Source organism: Fictibacillus enclensis, assembly GCF_030123385.1.
Lineage (GTDB): Bacteria > Bacillota > Bacilli > Bacillales > Fictibacillaceae > Fictibacillus_C > Fictibacillus_C enclensis.
Genome location: NZ_CP126109.1, coordinates 692,957 through 717,049 on the forward strand (window position 1 = coordinate 692,957; position 24,093 = coordinate 717,049).

The following is a 24,093-nucleotide window of genomic DNA, read 5'->3' on the forward strand; positions in this document are numbered from 1 at the left end:
TGCTGTTATTCCTCTTCGACGGCCCTGAATTCATGAACCCATACCTTCATATGAGGAAGCCAGGGCATTCCGGGATGAATGGATAGAATGGAATTCTTATAGCCTTCTACATCATCAAATCCTTCTTGTCGGGCATGTTCATCTGTTAATTCACCCAACGACTGGGAATAGACCTTTTCAACAATAAATTTTGCGCCGTTAAGTTCCATGATTTCTCCCACATCGGCATAGCGTCCGTTTCGGCGGGTCGCTGTTTTTTGGCCCGCAAGCACTTTCTCCACGTCCTGTGGAAGGGTGACAAGTCGCTCAATGCTGCATGTTTTTGGCGGCAGGCTGTTATTTTCAGTTTGATGGGTCATTTTTGTTCCTCCTGATTTTGCACGATTTCTTTTACTCTTCCGACTTGTCCATCTTCCAGCCGAACCTTTATTCCGTGTGGATGATGGGCGGAATTTGTCAGAATGTCTTTTACCTTACCTCTTGTGAGCTTCCCGCTTCTTTGGTCCTTCTTTAAAACGATATTCACATCCAGACCCGGAGTGATGTTTTGGCGGCTTTGGCCATTCATTGTGGGGTGCTCCTTTCCTTTAGCCTTATTTCTTCAAACTTTTGCTGTCTTTAACAGTATAGCATTCTCGCAAAAGAGAAAAAGGTTGAAAAAATTCTATTCTATATTAAAATAAAGCATGGATAAGAGAAAGAACGCTGTTATCTGGAGATTTGCACAAAATGAAGGTTTTCTTAGTCAATAAATTAAATAGTTGGCGGTAATGAACTAGACATAGATGAGCTGGACTTGAGCCAAATAGAAACAGATATCCTCTGTTTCTATTTGGCTTTTTTAATTTTGTGAATGAAGGGCGGTTAGAATGGAAAAAACTCAAATCAACAATCTTCAAATCAAGCTTGGGAGTATGATAGGAAAAATGCTCCGGGATCGTTTTGGAAAAGGCCCTGAATCGATTTATGTTACAATCACCCCTTCATTTGTTGCTGTCGTAATCAAAAACTTCCTTTCTCCATTAGAACAGATGCTGTTGAACAAGGGAAAGGAATCGTTTGTATATCATGCGCGTGACATCATCATGGATGAGCTCCTGCCTGAAATCAGAGAACAGTTTTATTTGATGACTGGGCAGCAGCTTGTGGGAGACCTTTACTGTGACTGGAACCTGCAGAAGAAAAGCGGGTTGCTTCTTGCTGAGATCCCAGGAAACGAGCTGCTTTGGAACTCAGACGAAGTATTACAGTCGATAAATAATGTAGTAGATGAAATCAGTGAAACCGCTCAAAAAAGGCCGCTTCATATATCTTCCGTATTTTTATCGAACCGGTTGCTCCTGGTTAGACGTGAAGGGGTCCTGACACGAATAGAAAATGAACTGATACAAGATGGGTTTGTTAAAGAACTGTTCATGACAAAAAAGAAGCTGGAAAAGAATCTTTTAGAAGCTGAGATCAGCAGATTGGAAGAGATCCTTACAAAAAGAATCTCCGATATTTTTGTTGAGTGGAATTTTTTACAGGACAAAAGTTACATTTTGATTGCTCTATCGGCAAAATAAGAGTAGTTACCGGACGACGTTTATGTATTTCTTACTGGGGAATTAGAAATAATAGTTCACATAATTAGGAAAGCAAGGATAAAAGAAAGGATGCTTTTATCTTAAAAAGAATGTAGGTGTTAGGCCATATGTCTATAGAAGTGCAAATTTCGAGTTACATTGGTAAACTGTTACGGGATAATTTTGGGAAAGGGCCAGAGTCCGCCTACGTTACCATTGAGCACCCTTTCATATTGATTCACATCCGAAATTTTATTTCGCCAATGGAAAACGCCCTTCTTAAACAGGGAAAAGAATCAACGGTCGAAGAAACACGAGAGACCATGCTGTCTAGCCTGGTTCCGGAAATACAAGCCTATATCCTGGCTTTAACGGAAACGGAATATGAAAAATTTTATTACGACTGGAATACAGCCAATCAGTCCATGATGATAGCCGGAGTGGCGAAGGACAACAATCTCTCACAAGATGATCAAAACTATAAAAAAAAGAATGAAGTCGAAAAGAAAATCAACGAAATCAGCCAGCTTGTTCAAAAATGGCCGGAACGAACGGTAAGCTGGATGATTAATGACAGAGTATTGGTTAGTATCAGAAAAGGCATCCTGGTCAGCATAGAAAAAGAAATGATTCAAAAAGGATATGCAAAGCCTTTAAAGGTTACCAAACGAATTTTGGAGAAAAAGTCTTTTATCAACGATGGGATCGATACGATTCTGGGAAAAAAACTGACAGATGTCTTTTGCGATTGGGACTTTGATTCAGATACCGGTCTCCTTGTTTTTTACTTTTCACCAAAGTAACAGGCGAAAAAAATGGCATGAGTGGAAAGAAGGCAGTTGTTAACTGTTTTTCTTTCCGCTTTTTATTTTTTTTGGAAAAAGGTTCAAATAATTTCAAAAATTTAAGCCGCGAGGTATGATTAAGCTAGTGAACCTTACATATTGTGCTTTTTTATAGAAGATCTGGAGGGTGATGCACTCTTGAAAGTGATTCGAATATTAAAACCTTACCGAATTCAAATTGCGGTAGCTTTGCTATTGATGCTGGTTGAACTGGCGGTTGAGCTTCTGCAGCCGCTTTTGATAGCGAAGGTGATTGATAATGGAATAATAAAAAGGGATCTTGATGTTGTCATGCTATGGGGGAGTGTAATGGTCGGCATTTCGCTTTGTGCCTTTATTGCTGGCATCATCAACTCCTTTTACGCCTCCCATGTCAGCCAGAATTACGGATATGATATCCGTAAAATCCTGTTTACAAAGATTCAAGCCTTCTCTTTCGCCAACTTCAGCTCTTTTCCCACTTCCTCTCTTATTACGAGAATGACCAATGACGTCACGCAGCTGCAGAATACCGTCTTTATGAGCCTCAGGGTGATGCTCCGGGCGCCCCTCTTGGTAGTGGGCGGATTGGTGATGTCCTTTGTTGTTAATCCCGAGCTGGCGCTATTTCTGGCAGTGGCCGTTCCCATTCTGTTTGTTTTCTTGCTGTGGGTTTTAAAAAAAGGAGGAACCCTGTTCAAGTTTGTTCAGGGCTATCTGGATAAAGTGAATGGCGTGATGCGGGAAAATCTCTCGGGCATCCGTATCATCAAAGCTTTTTTAAGAAGCAGGCATGAGGTAAAGCGTTTTACAGCTGCCAACACAAAATTAAAGGATCAGACGGTTTATGCGTTGCGGCTGATGGAAGCCACAAATCCGATCTTGCTGCTGGTCATGAATATTGCCATTATGTGCGTTCTGTGGTTTGGAAGCGTACAGATTAATACGGGGAGTGCCCAGGTAGGGGATTTGGTGGCGATCATTAATTACAGTACAAGAATTACCTCCACTTTCTCCATCTTTTCCTGGATTATCATGGCGTTCTCACGGGCGAAGGCGTCGGCCAACCGGATCACGGATGTGCTGGATACAGAGATTGATCTTGTCGATCGCTCGGAATCCGAAATCATTGCTCCCGCTATAAAAGGAAAAATTGAATTTCAGGACGTGGCTTTCCGTTATCCCGGAACTCAAAAAAAGGTGCTTGAACATATTTCCTTTACTGCAGAAGCCGGACAGACGGTGGCGGTGATGGGAGCGACGGGATCAGGGAAATCTTCGCTGTTTCAGCTCATTCCGCGGCTGTATGATGTGGAGGAAGGGAAGATTTTGCTGGATGGCGCGGATATCAGCCGTATGAAGCTGGAATTGCTGAGAAATGCGATTGGTCTTGTTCCGCAAGAGTCGCTGTTATTCACCGGAACTGTAGCGGAAAATATCGCCTGGGGCAAAGAAAATGCAACGCACGACGAAATTAAGACGGCGGCAGAGCATGCGCAGATTGCCGATACCATTGCCAAACTGCCAGAGCAGTACCGCACCAGGCTGGGGCAAAAGGGAGTAAATCTTTCTGGCGGACAAAAGCAGCGTTTGTCCATCGCCAGGGCATTGGTAAGACATCCAAAAATCCTTTTGCTGGATGACAGCACAAGTGCACTGGACTTAAAGACAGAGAGGAAGCTGCTGGAGGCGCTCCATCACTATCCTTCAACCCTTTTAATTATTACGCAAAAGATTGCTACAGCCATGGAGGCTGATAAAATTCTGTTAATCGATAACGGAAAGCTTTTAATGGAAGGCAAACATGAAGACCTGCTGCTGCGTTCAAGACTCTATCAGCAAATCTTTGAATCGCAGTTTGGAGAGGAGACGTTGAAGCATGCTCAAGGATTTGATTGAGCCGTTCCGCCATAAAAGGGAAGTCGTCCAGGAAGTATTGGAAAAGGAACCCCCGGCCAAAAAGAAAGTAGAAAAAGCAAAGGACTGGCAAGGGACACTTCGGCAGATTTGGAATTACCTTGCCAGGGAGAAGGGGCGATTATGGCTCGTTTTGCTGATGGTTATTCTCAGTTCAGTATTCGGGCTTCTGGGGCCTTTCATGATTGGTAAAGCGATTGATCACTACATCATCACCCGGGATAACAGCGGGCTTTTGCGTCTGCTGGCCGGTTTGCTTGGTGTTTATGTTCTAAACTCTGTCGCACTCTGGCTTCAGAATTATTGGATGATCGGAATTGCACAAAACACAGTGTTCTCCATGAGAACGCAGTTGTTTCGCCACCTGCACAAACTTCCGATCCCTTTTTTTGACAAACGCCAATATGGGGAAATCATGAGCCGGGTCATCAATGATATAGAAAATGTAAGCTCGACGCTGAATTCATCGGTTATTCAAATTATTTCAAGTGTGCTGACGCTGTTTGGTACCATCGGGTTTATGCTCTGGCTGAGTCCGCTTCTGACTGCCGTAACTCTCTTCATTGTTCCGGTCATGTTTCTCGGTATGCGCTGGATCACGAAACGAACGGGAAAGCTGTTCAAACTGCAGCAAAGAAATTTGGGAGAACTGAACGGTTTTATTGAAGAAACCATTTCAGGGCAGCGCATCGTTAAAGCTTTTTCTCAGGAAGACCGGGTGATTGCAGAACTGCTGAAAAAGAATGATAAATTGAAGGAATCGGGTTTCTGGGCCCAAACCTATTCAGGCTTTATTCCCAAGCTGATGAACGTGCTCAATAATATCAGCTTTGCCTTAATCGCCGGGGCAGGCGGGTTTTTGGCGCTCAAAGGAATGGTTACCATTGGAACCATCGTGATTTTTGCCGAGTATTCCCGCCAGTTCACACGGCCGTTAAACGATTTATCCAACCAATTTAACACCCTTTTATCCGCAGTCGCTGGTGCAGAGCGGGTATTTGAAATTCTGGAAGAAGAGGAAGAAGAAAAGGATGAGGAAGGCCATAAAAAACTTGGAGAAGTAAGGGGAGAAATTGAATTTGTGGATGTTTCCTTTTCCTATGAAGAAGGAGGAAATACGGTCAGCCAAATCTCGTTTCATGCAGCACCTGGCGAAACAGTCGCCCTGGTCGGTCCGACGGGAGCCGGGAAAACAACGATAATCAATCTGCTGTCCCGCTTTTATGATACGGATAGTGGAACCATCCTGCTGGATGGGCGGGATATTAAAAGCATCAAACGGGAAGCACTCCGTGCCCAAATGGGGTTTGTTTTACAGGATCCGTTTTTATTTGAAGGTACGATTATGGAAAACATCCGCTACGGACGGCTGGATGCACGTGATGAAGAGGTTGTGAAGGCGGCAAAAGAAGCAAATGCCCACTCGTTTATCACGAAACTTCCCAATGGTTATGATACAGTTATCGAACAGGACGGCAGCGGAATCAGCCAGGGGCAAAAGCAGCTCCTCAGTATCGCGAGGGCCATTCTTGCCAATCCTGTTATCCTTGTGCTGGACGAAGCGACCAGCAGTATTGACACCATCACAGAAATGAAGATCCAGGAGGCATTACAGCGCCTGATGAAGGGCAAGACCAGCTTTATCATCGCACACCGACTCAACACGATACAAAAAGCTGATCAAATCCTTGTTCTAAAAGACGGAGGGATTTTGGAAAGAGGCTCTCATCAGCAGCTATTAAAGGAAAACGGCTTCTACTCGGAGCTTTATCACAGCCAGCTTCAGAAAGAAATAGGATAACTGTTCACCCGGTCGCTTCTCAGCTTACAAAGGAAGTACCGGGTGTTTTTTAATGAATGTACAAACATACTGTGTTGACTTTTCAGCGGGGAGTTCCTATAGTTTCGTTGTACTAATGTTTATATTTTTAAACCTTTAATCATTTTAATTCGTTATGAGGTGAGCCTGATGAAAGAGGCGTCAGCAGCGGGAATTCAACAGATTCTTCAAAACCAAAGAACCTATTTTGCGACACAGGAGACAAAATTATTGCCTTTCCGGATGGAGCAGCTGAAAAAACTGAAAGCCGGCATAAAAAAGCGAGAGCAGGAAGTGATTGATGCTCTGGCGCTTGATTTGGGAAAGTCAGAGCTTGAATCCTATTCAACAGAAATTGGCATTCTGTATGAAGAGATTAATTTCACAATCAAGCATCTAAAAGGCTGGGCAAAACCGAAAAAAGTAAAAACTGCGTTAACTCATGTGGGCTCAAAAGGTTCTATCATTCCTGAACCGTATGGGACTGTCCTCATAATGGCACCATGGAACTATCCGTTTCAGCTTGCTCTGTCCCCGCTAGTGGGCGCGATTGCTGCAGGAAATACGGCTATTATCAAACCCTCGGAGCTGACACCGAATGTATCGGCCTTACTTTCAACGCTGCTTCAGGAGCTTTATCCTCCATCGTATGTCGCTGTCATAGGAGGAGGCGTACAAACAAGCCAGGCACTTCTTGAAGAACGTTTTGATTATATCTTTTTCACAGGCAGTGCAGCGGTTGGTAAAGTGGTGATGGAGGCAGCCTCCAGGCATTTGACACCCGTTACACTGGAGCTGGGGGGTAAAAGTCCGGTCATTGTCCATGAGGATGCCAACATTCCGCTTGCGGCAAAAAGGATTGCATTCGGAAAGTTCATGAATGCGGGTCAAACCTGCATCGCACCTGATTATTTGCTTGTTCACTCGAAGATTAAAACTTCCCTTATTGAAGCGATGAAGGAAGTAATTCAAGCGTTTTATGGTCCCGATCCAATCCAAAGTCCCGCTTACTCAAAAATTGTGAATGAACGGCATTACAACCGGTTGTCAGGCTACCTGAAGGAAGGAACGGTTATCTATGGCGGAGAGAGAAATGACAGCAAACAAAAAATCGCACCGACCCTGATTGATAGGGTAAAGCTGGATTCTTCTGTGATGACAGAAGAAATTTTCGGCCCGATTTTTCCTGTTGTCGAATACACCTCGCTTGAAGAAGCGATTGAGCTGATCCATTCACGTCCGAAGCCTCTCGCCTTGTACCTATTCACTCAGAATAAGAATACAGCAGACGAGGTAACCAGCAGAATCTCCTTTGGAGGAGGCTGCATCAATGATACCCTCATGCACATTGCGACACCGTATCTTCCGTTTGGCGGTGTCGGGGAGAGCGGGATGGGAAACTACCATGGCAAAGCCAGCTTCGATACCTTTTCTCACCGGAAAAGTGTATTGAAACAAACGAACCGTTTTGACTTCTCCTTTCGTTACCCTTCCGCCAATAATGGTTTGCAACTGGTCAAGAAACTGCTCAAATAAACAAACAGCCGGCAGCGGATGCCGGCTGTTGTAATTAAAAGAATGTCTTAACTTCTGTTTCTGTATGATCACAGTTGGTACATGTAAATTCCAGTTCAAGCGCATCTTCCCGCACCACATGCGTGGTTTCCTGATTACAGTTGCTGCAATGCCTCTTTACCTTGCCTTCTTCCATTTGTGAGCACTTCCTTCCATGGACATCTTAAAATTAGTATTCCTCCAACCTCCTGTTATAAAACAAACTTTCAGGTTGATTTCGGTGCCTAAAGACCTGGACTAGTAAAGGAGCAGAAAAATCGGGAGTGAAAATAAGGCAGCAAGGATCTGTACACCTCCATTACAGAAGGCGCGGATCCTTGCTGTTTTTTTCGACAAAGTATTCAATGACCGGAATATCAGTCGGATTAATATTTTCAGGAAGCTCATTAAGTCCAAAGAACGCGATTTCCTCCACTTCAGTTTCATCAAGACGGGGCAATCCTTCATATTTTGTACAAGTATAGGCGGCAATCACATTATAGACCTCATCTCCATGCGGATACCTGTAATAGAAGCGTTCACCGGAGAATAAGTGCATGATCTCAAGCTCAACAGCCTTGTATCCCGTTTCTTCATGCAGCTCTCTTGCTGCTGCTTCCTCAAGCTGTTCCCCTGGCTCCAGCGCACCTCCGGGAAGGCCCCAACATCCATTGTCCTTTCGTTTTTGCAGCAGCAGTTCCCCTTTTTTATCAACTAAAAGAACACAAGCTCCGGTCATGATAAGCGGCAGGCTTCCGACCAGTTTGCGCAACTCCATAATATAACCCATTCTCTCAGTCCTTTTTTCGTATTCTTACCTGTGATTCGGCCGAAATTTATAAAATCCTTTTTTAAACTTTTAGGGGAACACCGCGTTTAGGAAGCTAGTGCTGTTCCGCCTTTGGGCATGGAGCTTGCTGAAACGCTCAATAAACGAAAATATAAAAAAGCTGAACGGGAAGCAGGAAAAACGCCTCTAAAACACTATTTCAAGGTGTACTGTTTTTTTTGCTTTCCAATTACTACCTTCCTAGTACAAATGTCTCATTTATAGCATAGAATTTTGTTTCTGACATTGTCATAGAACAGACCTTAACTTATAATTCTAAATAAGTAAAAAATTCAGACGATACAAAAAGGGGGATGACGTTTGGAGAAGTTTATCGATTTTTTGAATAATAACATCTTGTGGAGCCAGCCGATGATTTACATCTGTTTGGGTGTCGGCCTGCTGTTTTCCATCATTACACGTTTTTTGCAGGTGCGTCATTTTAAAGACATGATCAAGCTGATGTTTCAGGGGAAAAGTTCTGATGCTGGTGTTTCTTCCTTTCAGGCCTTAGCCATTGCGCTTTCCGGCCGTGTAGGTACAGGTAATATCGCAGGTACGGCGACAGCCATCGGATTTGGTGGTCCCGGTGCCGTGTTCTGGATGTGGACGATTGCCTTTATCGGCGCCTCTACAGCCTTCATCGAATCAACTCTTGCGCAGATTTACAAAGAAAAGCATGAGGGAGAATACCGGGGTGGTCCGGCCTTTTATATTGAAAAGGGGACAGGCTGGAGATGGTATGGCGCGTTATTTGCGTTAGCGGCAGTTCTTGCCATGGCGATCCTTATGCCTGGCGTGCAGTCCAATTCTATTGCACTTGGAATTAAGAATGCTTTTGGTGTAAATACGTCAATAACCGGTCTTATTATTATTGTTCTTTTAGGTATTATTATTTTTGGCGGAGTAAAACGGATTGCAAATGTCGCTCAATATGTGGTGCCATTTATGGCGATTGGATATGTTGCTGTTTCACTGATTATCGTTGCTATTAATATTACGGAGCTGCCTGCTGTTTTTGCCTTAATTTTCAAGAGCGCGTTTGCAGCTGATTCCGTATTCGGCGGAATCGTCGGTATGGCTGTACAATGGGGTGTGAAACGCGGGATATATTCCAATGAAGCCGGTCAGGGAACAGGAGCACATCCAGCCGCGGCTGCAGAAGTTTCCCACCCTGCCAAACAAGGATTGGTCCAGGCATTCTCTGTTTATATCGATACGCTTCTTGTATGTTCCGCGACAGCATTTATGATTCTGTTTACAGGAATGTACAATACGCAGGGTCCCGATAGTACCTACCTTTATGATAATTTAAAAGGGGTGGAACCAGGACCAGGATTCACACAGGCTGCGGTTGAGCAGGTTATTCCTGGGTTTGGTTCAGGATTTGTTGCTGTTTCACTGTTCTTTTTTGCTTTTACAACGATTATGGCATATTACTATATTGCCGAAACGAACGTTACGTATCTGATCCGCGGCCGCAACAATAAATGGGCGGTGCCGCTGCTGAAAGTGGTTCTTCTTGCGGCAACCTTCTATGGAGCCGTTAAGGAAGCCGCTATGGCATGGAAACTCGGAGATACGGGTCTTGGCATTATGGTATGGCTGAACCTTATTGCCATATTAATTCTTGCCAAACCGGCTCTAAAAGCGTTAAAAGATTACGAACAACAGAAAAAGCAAGGTCTTGATCCTGTCTTTAATTCCATTAAAGTCGGCATAAAAAATGCCGACTACTGGGAGAAGGACTACAAGGAACCGGACAAGGAGCAAGTATCCTAATGAAAAACAGGCGAAAGCCTGTTTTTTATTTTGTTATTTTGAATTCAATAGTAAAAAAGATTCATTGCATATTTCTGTCAAGACAGCTAAACTTTTACTAAAGATTTATGAAAACGTTTGCATAACGTAATAAAAGGAGGAATTTGGTTGAAAAAGAGTTTTGGCATTCTGATGTCATTGGTGCTTCTTTTGGGGATTATACTGGTACAGCTTCCACAAACAGCAGCCGCGGCAAGCTATCAAAAAGTCGTGGTAAGAGGAAGCCTGGCGCCGCTTGATTGGGGAACTGACAATAATCCGCTGACCCTTCAACAGGATGGAACATGGAAGAGCAATCCCATCCCGTTAACTGGCGGGAACAAGCTGGAGTTTAAGTATGTAAGAGACGATCAATGGATGGACGGCAGCAACCTGGAATTCGTACCGCCCCAAACAGGAAGCTATGTGTTTGTCTTTCATCCGGATGATGAAAGAAAAGTAGATATTCAGCTCGTAGAAGGCAAGGGGAAGGTCACGCTTAATGTCACCGTTCCAGCTTCTACCCCAGACTGGGCGGATGTGACGATCGGGACAAGCCTCAACAAGTACAACTACTCGCTCACCAGTCTGAAAAAGACCGGAGACAAGACCTACAGCATCCAGCTGACCGGGGAACCCGGACAATCGTTCAGCTATCTGTATGCACTCGGTGATGCCAAATACAAAGAAGCGAAAAGCGAACCGAGGAAAGCAACCTTTACGGAAGCTGGCCAAACGGTCAGTGATACCGTGGAAAACTGGAGCGCTGTACCCGTTGCCAAACGTGTAACACACGACTTTAACTATCAACCTTTTATTCCGGATCACAGGGATAAGGTGACCGTTAAAACCACTGTAGAGCATTACGGCCCCATCAACAAAGGAGGAATTTATTATACAACCGACGGCTCAACGCCCGTGGGCAAGCGCGGATTGGCAAAGATTGGCCGGTTTGCGCCAATGTATGTATCCTCCAAGGTGAGCCTTGGCAATGGATTGTACAAGTCGGTACTGACTGGTGTCATTCCAAAGCAAAAAAACGATACACGCGTAAAATACAAGGTTGATGTTTGGGATACAGAAGGCACAGGCTCCCAGTTTGCAGACACCAACAGCATTCTGTCTGCTGATGCAACAGAATTTGCCTATTATGTGGATGACTACAAATCTCCTCAATGGGCGAAAAATGCGTCCATCTATCATGTGTTTGTTGACCGTTTCAAGGACGGAAATCTATTGAACAACGAGCCGGTCGATCCAAACCTATCCTATGATGAAAAGCTAAAAAACTGGATGGGCGGGGACCTCCAGGGGGTAAAAGACAAAATCAGCTATATCAAGAACCTTGGTGTGAATGCAATCTGGATTTCTCCGGTATTCAAGGGCCCGTATTTTCACGGCTATCATCCGGCAGACTTTCTGAAAATCGATCCCCGCTTCGGAAACAACAAGCTGATGAAGGAAATCATTAAAGAAGCGCATAAAAACGGGATGAAGGTGGTTTACGACCTCGTTCCAAACCATACGTCCAATCAGCACCCATTTTTCCAGGATGCGGTAAAAAATGGAACCAAAAGCCCGTATTATAACTGGTATACGTTTACCAACTGGCCGAATGAGTATAAAACGTTTTACGGTGTCACCGAACTTCCTGAATTGAATAATGACAATCCGGCAACACGAAGCTATATGATGAACAAGGTGGTTCCGTTCTGGCTGAACGACCTTGGTTTTGACGGTTTCCGCCTGGACTACGCCAAAGGTCCGAGCTACAGCTTCTGGGTGGATTTCAGACATACGGTGAAAAAGCTGAAGCCAAATGCCTTTATCTACGGAGAGGTTTGGGACAGCAGGGAAAAAATCAATACGTACGCTGGCAAGCTGGATGGTGCGCTTGACTTCCCGATGCAGAACGCATTGCTCGATGTATTTGCCAAAGGACAGTCGATGCAAGAGCTCAGTGATGCGATCCGTTTGAACCAGTCAACCTATGACCCTCAGTATGTGATGGGAACATTCCTGGATAACCATGACATGCCGCGCTTTTTATTCGAGTCCAAGGGAGATGTAAACAAGCTGAAACAAGCAGCTGCGGCCCAGTTTACACTTCCTGGCGCACCTATCATTTATTACGGAACTGAAGTCGGGCTTTCCCAGAGCAAGGACCAGACAACGGTAGATGAATATCAGGACCGCTATTACCGAGAGCCGATGCCTTGGGATAAAGCGAAGCAAAATCTGGAGTTGAAGAAGTATTACAAACAATTGATCAAGCTGCGAAACGATGAGCCTGCACTGCGAACCGGCAAGATCAAAGAATGGTATTCCGATGACCATGTGCTGGTTTATGAAAGAAGCAACAAACAGGACCGTTTCCTCGTTGTTCTGAACACCGGAGGCAACGAAAACATCACGCTGAAAAAATCTTTGGACAAGGGACATGAACTTGTATTGAAGAATGTATGGGACAAGAAAGACATCATTCACCCTGGGAAGAAAGATGATTTGAAGATTTCTTCCAAAGCAGGCGGTGTTCAGATCTACGAAATGGTAAAAGGAAAGAAGTACAGTAAGAAAAAAGCGTCTTAAATGCAAAAAGGCCGGTTCTCCGATTTATGGGGGGGCGGTCTTCTTTTGTTCCTGGGGTTATTTGCCACAATAGGTCGATTTTCTTTACAACTGGCAGGGGAACGTTATTTCTTGTCGTAATAAATAAGATAACTAAAATCGTCAGGAGACAGGCTGATGCTGACAGAAAAACTCCTTTTACATGTGTTGATGGTTCTTGCCCCGGTTTTGGGGTACGGCTTCTTTTTTGAAAGAAAACATTTTTCTTCTTCCCCCTACCTCTGGGGTGCACTGCAAAGTATTTGTGCGGCTTTTTGTATTGTTTTCGCTTATCATGATGGTGGTCTGTATTGGGATTTGCGTTATGCGCCGCTGATTCTGGCTTTTTTGTATGGCGGTAAAATTTCAGGGGGAATGGTTTTGGGGACCATTCTGGTTTGCCGTGCAGCTTATGGCGGAGATGCTATGGTTTTTGCTTTGCTCGGGATCGTATTGGCTGCCCTGATTCCTTTTTTACTTAGTAGTACTTTTAAGGAATACCATCCATACAAACGGGTGAAGACAGCCATGTTGACAGGTGTATGGCCGACTGTGGTACAAATCTTTATCCTTTTATCCTTTACAGCCTATTCCAGTGAAATCAACAGCTCTCTTATGGATACGATCCTCCGTCTGTTAACATTCGGTATCATACAGGTGTTGGGGATTGGAACCGCTGCCCGGCTGAATGAACTGATCATTGAGCGTTCTCTTATGAAAAAGGAGATTGAGAAGGCTGAAAAACTGAACACCATGGGCGAGCTCGCAGCGTCTATCGCTCATGAAGTCAGAAACCCGCTTACTGTTGTAAAAGGGTTTCTTCAGCTTATGCAAAAAGACGACAAGGATCTTCAGCATCCTTATATCCCTCTCGTATTAAGCGAGCTGGGAAGGGCGGAAGTTATTATTAATGATTATTTGAATTTTGCCAAGCCTGAGTTTAAACAGCTGGAGCATTTCTCTTTATCTCAGATTCTTTCCGATGTGTGCATGCTCCTAAATGCCCTGGCGGTAAAGCAGGGAGTGGAGCTGAAAAGGGAAGGGATGGCAGAAGCCTTCCTTTTTACTGACCGCAACCAGCTGAGACAGGCACTCGTCAACGTGATCAAAAATGCGATCGAAGCTACACCCTCTGGAGGAACCGTTACCGTCTCCCTGGCGTTATCAGGCGATCAGGCAGTGGTTTCGATTGCGGATACCGGCAAAGGAATGACTCCGGAGCAACTTTCACGCATCGGCACTCTTTTTTATACGACGAAAGATAAAGGGACGGGGCTTGGAACCACGGTGTCGGTTAAAATTATAGAATCCATGCAAGGGAAAATTTCATTCAAAAGTGAAGCCGGAAAAGGAACCGAAGTCACCCTCAGACTGCCGCTCCACAAAAAGATGAATATCAGTTATTAATCGTTATTTTCTGTTAAACTGTTCATAAGAGAACTTATGGAATGGTGATAAGATGCCTGACATTGTAAAAGTTTCCGTGCGGGGACTGGTCGAATATGTATACAAAAGCGGCAGCATTGACTCCCGCTTCCGTTCAGTGAGCACGATGACTGAGGGCACGAAAGCCCATCAAAAAATACAAAAAAACTACGCTGAAAATGATCAAAAAGAAGTGTTTGTCCAGACCGAAGTGGAACGCGATCAGCTTGCTTTCCTGATCGAAGGCCGTTGTGACGGGCTTCTCTTTTCCGAGGGCAATGTTACTGTAGATGAAATCAAGTCCACGTCCCACGATTTGCAATGGATTGAAGAGGACACCTATCCTGTCCATTGGGCACAGGCCAAGGTGTATGCCTGTATATATGCATCTGACCACGACCTGGATTCGGTCGATGTACAGCTTACCTATATGCAGGTGGAAACAGAGGAACAGAAACGGTTTAAAAAGACCTTCACTCGAAACCAGCTGTCCGATTTTCTAACCGAAACGGTGGACAAGTACCTCCCTTATGCGCAGTTGATGGTTCATCATAAAAAGAAGCGTGACCGGAGCATCAAAGAGCTTCCGTTTCCGTTTGACACCTACCGGGCGGGGCAGCGGAAACTGGCAGGAGCCGTCTACACCACGATTATGGAGGAGAAAAACTTGTTTGCCCAGGCGCCGACAGGGATTGGAAAAACGATGTCCGCCATGTTTCCTGCTGTAAAAGCAATCGGTGAGAATCTTCTGCAGCGCTTTTTTTATCTTACGGCCAAAACAATTACGAGAGAGGCAGCGGAAGAAGCGCTAATGCACATGCAAAAAAAAGGGCTTCAACTGCATACGGTCACACTGACCGCCAAGGAAAAAATGTGCCTGAAGGACAAAACCATCTGTCAGAAAGATTATTGTGAATTTGCTGAAGGCTATTATGACCGTGTGAACGGTGCTGTTTTGGACATCCTGGCCAATGAAACGGTCATTCACCGCAGTGTGATCCAGGAATATGCGCTGAAGCACAGGCTCTGTCCATTTGAATTTTCGCTGGATCTTGCCTATGGCGCGGACGCAGTGGTCTGCGATTACAATTATGTATTCGATCCCAGGGTTTCGCTCAAGCGGTTTTTTGAGGAACAGAAAAAACAAAGTGCCCTGCTCGTGGATGAAGCACACAATCTTGTTGACCGCGGCCGCTCCATGTTTTCGGCAGAGCTGTTCAAGTCTGCGTTTCTACAGGTATCCAGAGAATTTAAGGGGAAAAACAGCGAGCTGCAGAAATCGGCCAAGGACGTTAACGATTTTGCACTGGCAATGAAAAAACAATGTGGTGAGAAAAGAAGCATGGTGCAGGAAGAGCTGCCTGAAGCGCTTATTGAACTCCTTGAACTCTTTGTGGCGGCGGCCGAAAGTGAACTGCTTCGCGGGGAGGAGGGAGAAAGCCAGCAGCTTCTTCTTGATACGTATTTTACGGCGCAAAGCTTTATCCGCATCTCAAAGCTGTATGATGAACGGTATGTCACTTATGTGGAGTATGTGAGAAGTGAGGTGAAGATCAAGATGTTCTGTTTGGACCCGTCCGTGCTGCTTCAGCAGATGAGCAAGGGATATCGCTCAAGCATCTATTTCTCGGCCACCTTCACGCCCATTGACTATTACAAGGATATGATCGGTTTTCGGGAAGACGATTATGCGCTGGCGATCCCCTCTCCCTTTGACCCTGACCAGCTGGAAGTTTATATTCAGCCGTTATCAACCAGATACAGAGACAGAGAAAACACACAAGAACCGATTGCAGAAATGATATCCAGCGTAACAGGAAAAAATAAAGGAAACTTTCTTGTGTTTTTTCCCTCCTATCAATACATGAATGACGTCTATGAACAGTTTCAACGTCTTGATGCTCCTGTGCAGTCCATCGTGCAGTCACCCGGTATGACAGAGGAAGAGCGGGAAGGCTTTTTACAAGCTTTTCAAGCAGGCACGAACGGTACACTGGTCGGATTTGCCGTGATGGGCGGCATCTTTTCAGAAGGTGTCGATCTAGTTGGTGATCGTTTAAATGGTGTCATTGTTATAGGAGTGGGTCTTCCACAGCTTGGGCTTGAGCGGAATATCATCAAGGACTACTTTTCGTCACGCGGAAAGAATGGTTATAATTATTCCTATGTCTTTCCTGGCATCAATAAAGTGCTGCAAGCCGGCGGCAGGCTGATCCGATCCGAAAGTGACCATGGCACCATCGTGCTCGTGGACGACCGTTTCTTGACCAGGCAGTATCAGACGCTTCTGCCGAACGAGTGGAAACACTTCACCGTCATCTAAACAAAGAAAAGCAGCAGCGCAGCGGGTCGTCCCGCTGTACTGCTGCTTTGTTTATTTATTTCACATTCAATTTTTTCTCGCTCATATAACGGTAGATCGGGATTTCATCTCCTTTTTCAACCGGCAAAAAGTTAAAGGTGACATAGCTGTCCACCGATTCCGGTTCAAGAGCCAGCGAGATGAAGTTTGCATTCGGCTGTGCCATGCTGAAGACATAGCTTCCGGCCGGGAACGGATGAACATGCTCTTTTACTTCGGTTGTTACTTTATTGGTGTAGTGGCCGTTTTCAAGCTCGGTAGAAACGACTTTATCAGTCACCTTGTAGCTTTCCACAGAAAGGGAAGCTGGTCTTTTCAGCTTTTCAACCTTCACGCCGAGAACGGCAAGCTTTTTGGCAATATCATGGTACGCTGGTGGCATGATATACGCTGTTGGACGTTCTCTTTCAAGTGTTGGATACGCATCAGTGGAGTCCTCCCAGATGATGGGGATGTCCGCTTTTTTCGCAGTGGCAAGGTCCACGACCTTCAGCTTCTGATCCGGTACCCGCTTGTTTTCGCTGGTGACCACCACGTTATCCCCATCATTTGCTTTCTTTCCTTTAGAGATGACGTCCTGACGGGCCGTTTTGACCAGCTTCTTTACCCTAGCCGCATTGCCTGCCGCGACTTTGATGAAATATTGCTGTGCCATGGTCTGTGCATAGACGCGGCGGTCAAAATCAGCACGGCCGATATTGATGCCCCTTGTTTCAATTAAAAAGGTCATCGTATTTTTCAGGCCGAGCGCATTTCTTCCGATTCGTGTTTCCGTGCTTCCTTCCGTAGCAACGAGATCACTGCCTTCGGTTGCAAGCGTATAGTAGGCATGATGAGAAAGATTTTTTGCATCAAGTCCTTTATTGACATTCTTCAGAAGAAGGTTGTCAGACGCTTTTCTTAAGCTTTGCGGAATATTGAGGTTCTTCGCAGATGAAATCAACAGGTCGTAGGAAGGAAGAGAACCGCTTTCCCCGAATTTTTTGAGTGGCCCTGAATTAACCGTGTACTCGTGTGTATCAAGCACAACATCCGGCTGAAATTCATTTATTGCCTTATGTATGGCTTGAACTTCCGGGTATTCAACCTTCATGTAGTCGCGGTTGGCATCCAGGTTGGTGGCGATGTACCGTTTGAAGTAGAAAGAACCATCGGGATTGACGCGCGGCATGATCGCAATATTTACTTTATCGAGAACATTGCCCATCTTTCCCTGTGCGAGCTTTTGGGCGGTAACAAGCACAGACTCACCAGCGGCTGGTTCGTTGCCGTGGATTTGTCCCTGAATCCAGATCAGCGGCTTCTTTTTATTGGTTTTGATCTTGTTGGGATTATCGTTGCTGAAGAGGAGCAGCGGCAGCTTTCGTCCTTCAAGGGAACGGCCGATGGTTGTCAGGGAAACATTTTTGTGGTTACGGTCCAACTTTTTAATGAACGACATCATTTCTTCCTGAGAAGTAAAGGGAAGCCTTCCTTTTTCAAAGGCGGGAGTTGAAAAGCTTTCGCTGGGTTTTGGAAACAGATACGAAATGTTGTCCGGCTGGACATAGCTTGGACCATTTCCGTAGTAAGGTGTGAAGGGATCCGACGCTTCGGCAGCGGCAGCCTTTTCGGTGTGTGATGCAGGAGCAGAGATGCCGGCTGCAAGAACAAGAGCCAGAACGAAAGAAGTGGGACGCAGGACTTTTTTCATGCAATACCTCCTGTTAAATTATTTGATTATCCAATCTATATCATAGTTTTCCTGGTTGATAAATGGTTTGGGTCCAATTATAAGTAAAACAGGAGATATTTACCAAGTATAAAAAATAAAACGAGAGAAGCTGAGTGATAAGGCCTATGCCGACTAGCAGGTTCTATAGGCCCTGTTTAATGCGAACCGCCGGACACCTATGGTTATTCTTTCCCTAACATGGTATAATCCTCAGAAAAGTTTCCGTAAATGAAACATCAAAAGAGGAGTTTTGGCAATGAAAGTGGCATATTTGGGGCCTCATGGCACATTTTCTGAAGAAGCAGCTCATCGTTATTTTAAAGACAAGCAGATAGACTGGCATATGTGTGATTCGGTGCCTGAAGTGCTTGAGGCAGTAGGAGACGGACTGGCCGATTGGGGGATTGCACCCATCGAAAATGCGATTGAAGGAACCATTAACATGACCGTGGACAGCTTGCTTGTAAATGATTTATATATCGCTGGCGAGGTCATTCTTCCGGTATCTCTTCATTTGCTTGGCACTCAAGGTACAAAGGAGGAGGATATTCAGGAGGTTTGGTCGATTCCTCCGGCTCTTGCGCAGTGCAGGGAATACATAAGAAGTCTGAAGGTGAAAACGCGGCACTTTGACAGCACAGCTTCTGCAGCGGCGGCGATCCGCGAAGCCGGACGGAATGATGTGGCTGCAGTGGCCTCCGCGTATGCAGGGGATTTGTTTGGTTTAGTAAAGGTACGCCGGAATATTGAAGAAAGCTATGAAAATCAAACCCGTTTTGTGGTCGTGACCAAAGACAAAAAGGCACCGGCTGATGCAAGGAAAACGATGCTTCAGGTGATTCCGAGCGATGAATATACCGGGGTGCTGTCTTCCATTCTGAATGTGTTTTCAGCATTGAACATCAACTTGACCTGGATCGAATCAAGGCCCACCAAAAAGAAGCTGGGCGCTTATCAATTTTTCCTGGAGGCTGGTTTTGGAGTACAGAATCCATTGATCGAAAAAGCGGTTGCTGTATTGCAAACCTATGGACACGAAGTTAATATTCTGGGCAGCTTCACTGCCACAAAGCTGGATTAGGGGGATGGCATGAAAGTTCATATTGTCAATGGTGACTTGGTTGGAAATAAGTTGACTGATCTTGAAGGTGACATGATCATCTGGCGGGAAATGTATGACTTGGGTCCTGTTGACCCTGATATGAATGATAGATTGCTAAAGAAACGGGCTGCATTCTTTGAAAATATGCTTGGCCTGCCCAATGAGCTGTTTCTTAATACGTGCCGGCAGCAGGAACAGGAGCTCCGTTCCATTCCTATCGATGCCGACATCACGCTCTGGTTTGAGCATGACCGTTATGACCAAACCATGCTGCTCTATTTGCTGAAATCTTTGAAAGAACGCGGATTAACCAATCTATATACGGTGACGGCCGATGCGTATCCTGGCATCGACCCATTTTTCGGATTGGGGCAGCTGACAGCATCCCAGCTGACAGCACTGCATACAGACCGCATCCCGATTACTGAAAAACAAATGCAAGAAGCTGAACTTGGCTGGAATGCCTATGCATCGGATGACCCGCGGGACTTGGTGCACTGGCTGCTGCAGGGGGAATGCAGTCTTCCTTACACGAAACGTGCGTTGTGGAGGCATCTCACCTATTTTCCATCGGAGAAAAATGGGTTGAATGAAGTGGAGGAGCACATATTTCAGCTGATTCATGAGGGGATCGGTTCCTTTACAGAACTCTATCAAAACGTAACGGCACAACAATCAGACGACGGGCTCAGCGATTTGCATTTTGCAGCTATCCTCGATCATTTGAAGCCTCTGCTCAGACTCACGGAGGGCACGCTGCCGAGCTATGATGCTGAACCGGAGGAAGCCGTTTTGGAGCTGACCTATGAGGGCATTGAAGTTCTTATGGAACGAGAAGACCGCTTCGACTATGCCGCGAGCGAATGGTGGCTCGGCGGTGCAGCTGTGCAGCATGGCGAGTGGCGCTGGGATGGAGAAAAGATTATAGATAAACGCACGTGAAAGGAGCCAGGATGCTAGTCCTGGTTTTTTTTTTGTGGTTTTTGGCACTTGCCCGGAAAACTAATAAACTTGCCCGCAAAACCCATTCCTCTTCACGCCGTGCCAAAAGGTGCGGTTTTGTCTCTTAAATAATTCCTTCTTTGGTAACTGTGTGAATGTTTTACAACTTTGTAAAATGGAATTAACAGAAGTCTTTTAAGATAAAACTATATTCATCATACATGATGCTGCTTTTTCAGCAAGGAACCAAAACTTCAGTCAGTATGTCCAATGGATGAGATACGGGAGGGTATCCATATGAAAGGTCAACCGGTTAAAAGTATAAAACTGGTCTTTCTTTTATCACTTGTTTTAACCATGGTCATTGGAAGTTTGACTTTCGTTCCCACACTGAATGCAGCAGGAGATGGCTCGGCGTCATCACCGTACACGGTGTCACAGGCGATAGCCAATCAAAGCAACACACTAAAGACCGTACAGGGGTACGTGACAGGACAGCCAACAGCTTCATCAACAGTTGTAACCAGCAATTATCCAAGTGATTATGCCATTGCCCTGGCAGATGCAGCTGGGGAAACAGCGACATCCAAAATGGTTTATGTTCAAGTACCATCCTCGTATCGCAGCCAGTTTGGTCTGCAGAGCAATCCCGGATTGAAAGGCACTAAGGTAAAGGTGACCGGTTATTTAACGTCCTACTTTACCCATGCCGGTGTGAAAAACGTTACCTCGATGGAAACGGGAGGCGGAGGAACACCGTCTGATCCGCCGCCAGCCGATACGGGCTCGTATTACGACAGTGCACAAGGAAAAACAGGAGCGGCGTTAAAGAGCGCGCTTCATAACATTATCGATGATCACACAGAGATTTCGTATGATGCGGTCTGGGATGCACTCCGCCATACGGATGAAGATCCGAACAACAAAAACAATGTGATCCTTTTATATACCGGCCGATCCCAAAGCAAAACGACAAATGGAGGCGGTGTGGACGACTGGAACCGCGAGCATGTCTGGGCGAAATCGCACGGTGATTTTGGAACCTCAATGGGGCCGGGCACCGATCTTCATCACCTTCGCGCGACCGATGTATCGGTAAACAGCTCCAGAGGCAATCTTGATTTTGACAACGGCGGAACAGAAAATTCTGAAGCGAAAGGGAATTATTCGGACAGCGACTCGTGGGAGCCGAGAGATGCGGTTAAGGGTGATGTGGCGCGAATGATTTTTTATATGGCGGTCCGCTATGAAGGCGATTCCGGTGAGCCGGATCTTGAAATGAATAACAATGTGAACAATGGATCAGCCCCTTATATCGGTAAAATGTCTGTTCTTCTGCAATGGAACGACCAAGATCCGGTGGACAGTATGGAACGCCACCGCAACGATGTGATATACAATGATTATCAGCATAACCGAAATCCATTTATCGATCATCCGGAATACGCGGATGTCATCTGGCAATAAGGAGCGGGCTCACAATTGTGAGCCTTTTTTATTTGGGCCAAAGGTTGCATCTCGAAAAAATAGAATGGTAACAAATTCCTGTTTTATCCATTTTTGTTTAACAGCTGCTAATTAACCTCTCCTTTTCAGTTATGATGAAGATACAGCAGAGTCAGTCATTTTTTAAAAAAAGGAGGAGATCTATTGGTGAGAAAGTCGCTTTCGGTTACCTTGTGTTCAGCTTTACTTCTGCCCTTGTTGATGGGGGCCAATGTGCAAAAAACAGTACATAGCACAGAGGCGGACGTTCAGCATCCGGTGGTGAAAAACGGAATGACACAGCCGGTTTATTCATTGGATGACGCAATCACGGAGAAGGTTTTCATAGAAACAAAGATTGATAGCGACAGGGACGGAAAGCTGGACCGGGTGCATGCGGATATCATCCGGCCAAAAGAAACGGAAGAAGGGCTCAAAGTACCGGTGATCTATGAAATGAGCCCCTATCGCGCTGGCTTGAAGAATGTACCGGTCTATGATGTGAACACCGAATTGTATGCTGTTCCGAAAAAGGGCGGAAACGGCGACCGGGAGGGTAAACCGGCGCCAGAAGCGAGTGCTGCCAACCTGCCGGGTTATTACGATGATTATTTTGTTCCCAGAGGATACGGTGTGGTGCTGGCAGAGAGCATCGGCACAGGATTATCGGAAGGATGCCCGACAACAGGCGATGAGCGGGAAATGGAAGGAACAAAAGCGGTGATCGACTGGCTGAACGGAAGAGCCAAGGCCTATACGGAAGATGGAAAAGAAGTGAAGGCCGACTGGACAACGGGCAACGTCGGGATGACCGGTGTTTCGTATAACGGCACGCTTCCCAACGCGGTAGCGGGAACTGGGGTAGAGGGACTGAAAACGATTGTTCCGATTGCGGCCATCAGCTCCTGGTATGACTATTACAGAGGAAACGGTGCGGTGATCGCTCCTGGCGGCTATCCGGGGGAAGACACGGATAACATGGCAGAAGCGATTTTAACCCGTGCCAATCCTGAGGTTTGCCGTGATGTGATGAAAGAATTGACAGAGGGTCAGGACCGTAAAACGGGAGACTACAATGATTACTGGTCTCACCGTGACTATGTGAAAAATGCGGACAAGGTAAAAGCGAGCGTTTTTGTTGTGCATGGGTTGAATGATTGGAATGTAAAGACCAAACAGTTCGCGCAGTGGTGGAAAGCACTTGGCGAAAATGATGTCCCGCGCAAGCTTTGGCTGCATCAGGGAGCACATGCCAACCCGTACAGTTTCAGACGGGACGTATGGCTGCCTACGCTAAATAAATGGTTTGATTACTGGCTGTATGATGTGAAGAATGACATTATGGAGGAACCTGAAGTCGATATTCAGCGGGAAGACAAGCAGTGGCAAACCGAAAACAGCTGGCCGGCAGAAAAAACAAAGCCGGTTTCGCTGCATCTTCGCCCTGGAGTCCTTTCCAAGCTGCCAATTAAACAGGAGAAAAAGCTGAGCCAGAAGTTAGTGGATGATGCGACACAAAAGTCAGAGGACCTTGTTCTGAACCCGAAAACAAATTCGTTAAACCGGTTGGCGTATCTGACACCAGAGCTGCGAAAAGATGTCAGAATCAGCGGTACTCCGAAAGTGAAATTGGCAGCAAGCATTGATCGTCCCGTAGCCAATCTCACGGCCTTGCTGGTTGATTATGGACCAGAGAAAACGGAAATTGTAACACGCGGATGGCTGGATCCGCAAAATCTCAAATCTGATTCCCGTTCCAAAGCATTAAAGCCCGGCAAGCAATATACGTTTGCATGGGAAATGCAGCCGGATGATTATGTGATCCAAAAAGGGCACCGTCTGGGATTGGTGTTAGTGTCGAGCGATTATAACTACACCCTAAGGCCATCGGCGGGCACAGTCATTACAGTGGATCCGCTGAAAAGTAAAATGATCCTTCCGGTAACCGGAGGAAGCAAAGCGCTTCAATAAAGACAAGGTGAGAAAGTGAAAAAAGGGGCTATCCAAGAAGTCTGGAAGCCGTTGATTTTCGTTCCAGGCCGCTCGCTTTTACCGGCGCGAGCGCCTACTTTCGTGGGGCGTGCGGTGAGCCTTACCGGCGTGAACGCCTACTTTACCGGCGTGAACGCCTACTTTACCGGCGTGAAC

General features: G+C 45.8%; 18 protein-coding genes. 13 read left to right on the plus strand and 5 right to left on the minus strand.

The annotated features are described in order from the left end of the window. Positions 1-5 precede the first annotated feature (5 nt). Together QNH15_RS03710 and QNH15_RS03715 are read right to left on the minus strand one after the other, a co-directional pair. A complete protein-coding gene (locus QNH15_RS03710) occupies positions 6-359 on the minus strand; it encodes an ASCH domain-containing protein (RefSeq protein ID WP_061974476.1) in 354 nt (117 codons plus the stop codon). Further along, positions 356-568 carry a YwbE family protein gene (locus tag QNH15_RS03715; RefSeq protein ID WP_061974474.1) on the minus strand — a complete coding sequence of 71 codons (213 nt, stop codon included), beginning with the start codon at positions 566-568 and terminating at the stop codon, positions 356-358. Before QNH15_RS03715 ends, QNH15_RS03710 begins: the two co-directional genes overlap by 4 nt. A gap of 301 nt (positions 569-869) precedes the next feature. Between QNH15_RS03715 and QNH15_RS03720 the strand changes: the two genes are divergently transcribed. From QNH15_RS03720 to QNH15_RS03740, 5 genes are all read left to right on the plus strand, one after another. Further along, positions 870-1,565, plus strand: a complete 696-nt coding sequence (locus QNH15_RS03720) for a Na-translocating system protein MpsC family protein (RefSeq protein WP_283892689.1) — start codon at positions 870-872, stop codon at positions 1,563-1,565. 128 nt (positions 1,566-1,693) lie between these two features. After that, positions 1,694-2,368 (plus strand): Na-translocating system protein MpsC family protein, encoded by a 675-nt coding sequence (locus QNH15_RS03725; protein ID WP_283892691.1) that lies wholly within the window; start codon positions 1,694-1,696, stop codon positions 2,366-2,368. Between the two features lie 180 nt (positions 2,369-2,548). Then, positions 2,549-4,288 (plus strand): ABC transporter ATP-binding protein, encoded by a 1,740-nt coding sequence (locus tag QNH15_RS03730; RefSeq protein ID WP_283892693.1) that lies wholly within the window; start codon positions 2,549-2,551, stop codon positions 4,286-4,288. Beyond that, positions 4,269-6,107, plus strand: a complete 1,839-nt coding sequence (locus QNH15_RS03735; RefSeq protein WP_283892694.1) for an ABC transporter ATP-binding protein — start codon at positions 4,269-4,271, stop codon at positions 6,105-6,107. Before QNH15_RS03730 ends, QNH15_RS03735 begins: the two co-directional genes overlap by 20 nt. Before the next feature lie 168 nt (positions 6,108-6,275). Beyond that, positions 6,276-7,661: an aldehyde dehydrogenase gene (locus QNH15_RS03740; protein WP_283892695.1), complete on the plus strand. Its 1,386-nt coding sequence runs from the start codon at positions 6,276-6,278 to the stop codon at positions 7,659-7,661. A 34-nt stretch (positions 7,662-7,695) separates the two neighbouring features. On the opposite strand, the gene QNH15_RS03745 is transcribed toward QNH15_RS03740, so the two are convergent. Together QNH15_RS03745 and QNH15_RS03750 are read right to left on the minus strand one after the other, a co-directional pair. Beyond that, on the minus strand, positions 7,696-7,836 hold the full coding sequence (locus QNH15_RS03745) for a hypothetical protein (protein WP_283892696.1): 141 nt from the start codon (positions 7,834-7,836) through the stop codon (positions 7,696-7,698). A 162-nt stretch (positions 7,837-7,998) separates the two neighbouring features. Further along, the gene (locus tag QNH15_RS03750) at positions 7,999-8,469 is read right to left on the minus strand and encodes an NUDIX hydrolase (protein ID WP_283892697.1); all 471 of its coding nucleotides are present in this window, start codon (positions 8,467-8,469) and stop codon (positions 7,999-8,001) included. A 360-nt stretch (positions 8,470-8,829) separates the two neighbouring features. Between QNH15_RS03750 and QNH15_RS03755 the strand changes: the two genes are divergently transcribed. The 4 genes from QNH15_RS03755 (at position 8,830) to QNH15_RS03770 (ending at position 16,663) form a co-directional block, all read left to right on the plus strand. After that, positions 8,830-10,290 carry an alanine/glycine:cation symporter family protein gene (locus tag QNH15_RS03755; RefSeq protein WP_488259964.1) on the plus strand — a complete coding sequence of 487 codons (1,461 nt, stop codon included), beginning with the start codon at positions 8,830-8,832 and terminating at the stop codon, positions 10,288-10,290. Between the two features lie 147 nt (positions 10,291-10,437). Further along, positions 10,438-12,897 carry an alpha-amylase family glycosyl hydrolase gene (locus tag QNH15_RS03760; protein WP_283892699.1) on the plus strand — a complete coding sequence of 820 codons (2,460 nt, stop codon included), beginning with the start codon at positions 10,438-10,440 and terminating at the stop codon, positions 12,895-12,897. Between the two features lie 156 nt (positions 12,898-13,053). Continuing rightward, the gene (locus QNH15_RS03765) at positions 13,054-14,322 is read left to right on the plus strand and encodes an ATP-binding protein (protein ID WP_283892701.1); all 1,269 of its coding nucleotides are present in this window, start codon (positions 13,054-13,056) and stop codon (positions 14,320-14,322) included. A gap of 52 nt (positions 14,323-14,374) precedes the next feature. Then, a complete protein-coding gene (locus QNH15_RS03770) occupies positions 14,375-16,663 on the plus strand; it encodes an ATP-dependent DNA helicase (protein WP_283892703.1) in 2,289 nt (762 codons plus the stop codon). 55 nt (positions 16,664-16,718) lie between these two features. Here the strand turns inward: QNH15_RS03770 and QNH15_RS03775 are convergent, their stop codons facing one another. After that, a complete protein-coding gene (locus QNH15_RS03775) occupies positions 16,719-18,395 on the minus strand; it encodes a M14 family metallopeptidase (protein ID WP_283892705.1) in 1,677 nt (558 codons plus the stop codon). 277 nt (positions 18,396-18,672) lie between these two features. Between QNH15_RS03775 and pheA the strand changes: the two genes are divergently transcribed. The 4 genes from pheA (at position 18,673) to QNH15_RS03795 (ending at position 23,916) form a co-directional block, all read left to right on the plus strand. Further along, complete coding sequence (gene pheA, locus QNH15_RS03780) at positions 18,673-19,497, plus strand: prephenate dehydratase (RefSeq protein ID WP_283892707.1); 825 nt, start codon at positions 18,673-18,675, stop codon at positions 19,495-19,497. A gap of 9 nt (positions 19,498-19,506) precedes the next feature. After that, the gene (locus QNH15_RS03785) at positions 19,507-20,460 is read left to right on the plus strand and encodes a DUF1835 domain-containing protein (protein ID WP_283892709.1); all 954 of its coding nucleotides are present in this window, start codon (positions 19,507-19,509) and stop codon (positions 20,458-20,460) included. 297 nt (positions 20,461-20,757) lie between these two features. Then, positions 20,758-21,927 carry an endonuclease gene (locus QNH15_RS03790; RefSeq protein WP_430667123.1) on the plus strand — a complete coding sequence of 390 codons (1,170 nt, stop codon included), beginning with the start codon at positions 20,758-20,760 and terminating at the stop codon, positions 21,925-21,927. A 183-nt stretch (positions 21,928-22,110) separates the two neighbouring features. Further along, positions 22,111-23,916, plus strand: a complete 1,806-nt coding sequence (locus tag QNH15_RS03795) for a Xaa-Pro dipeptidyl-peptidase (protein ID WP_283892711.1) — start codon at positions 22,111-22,113, stop codon at positions 23,914-23,916. Positions 23,917-24,093 lie beyond the last annotated feature (177 nt).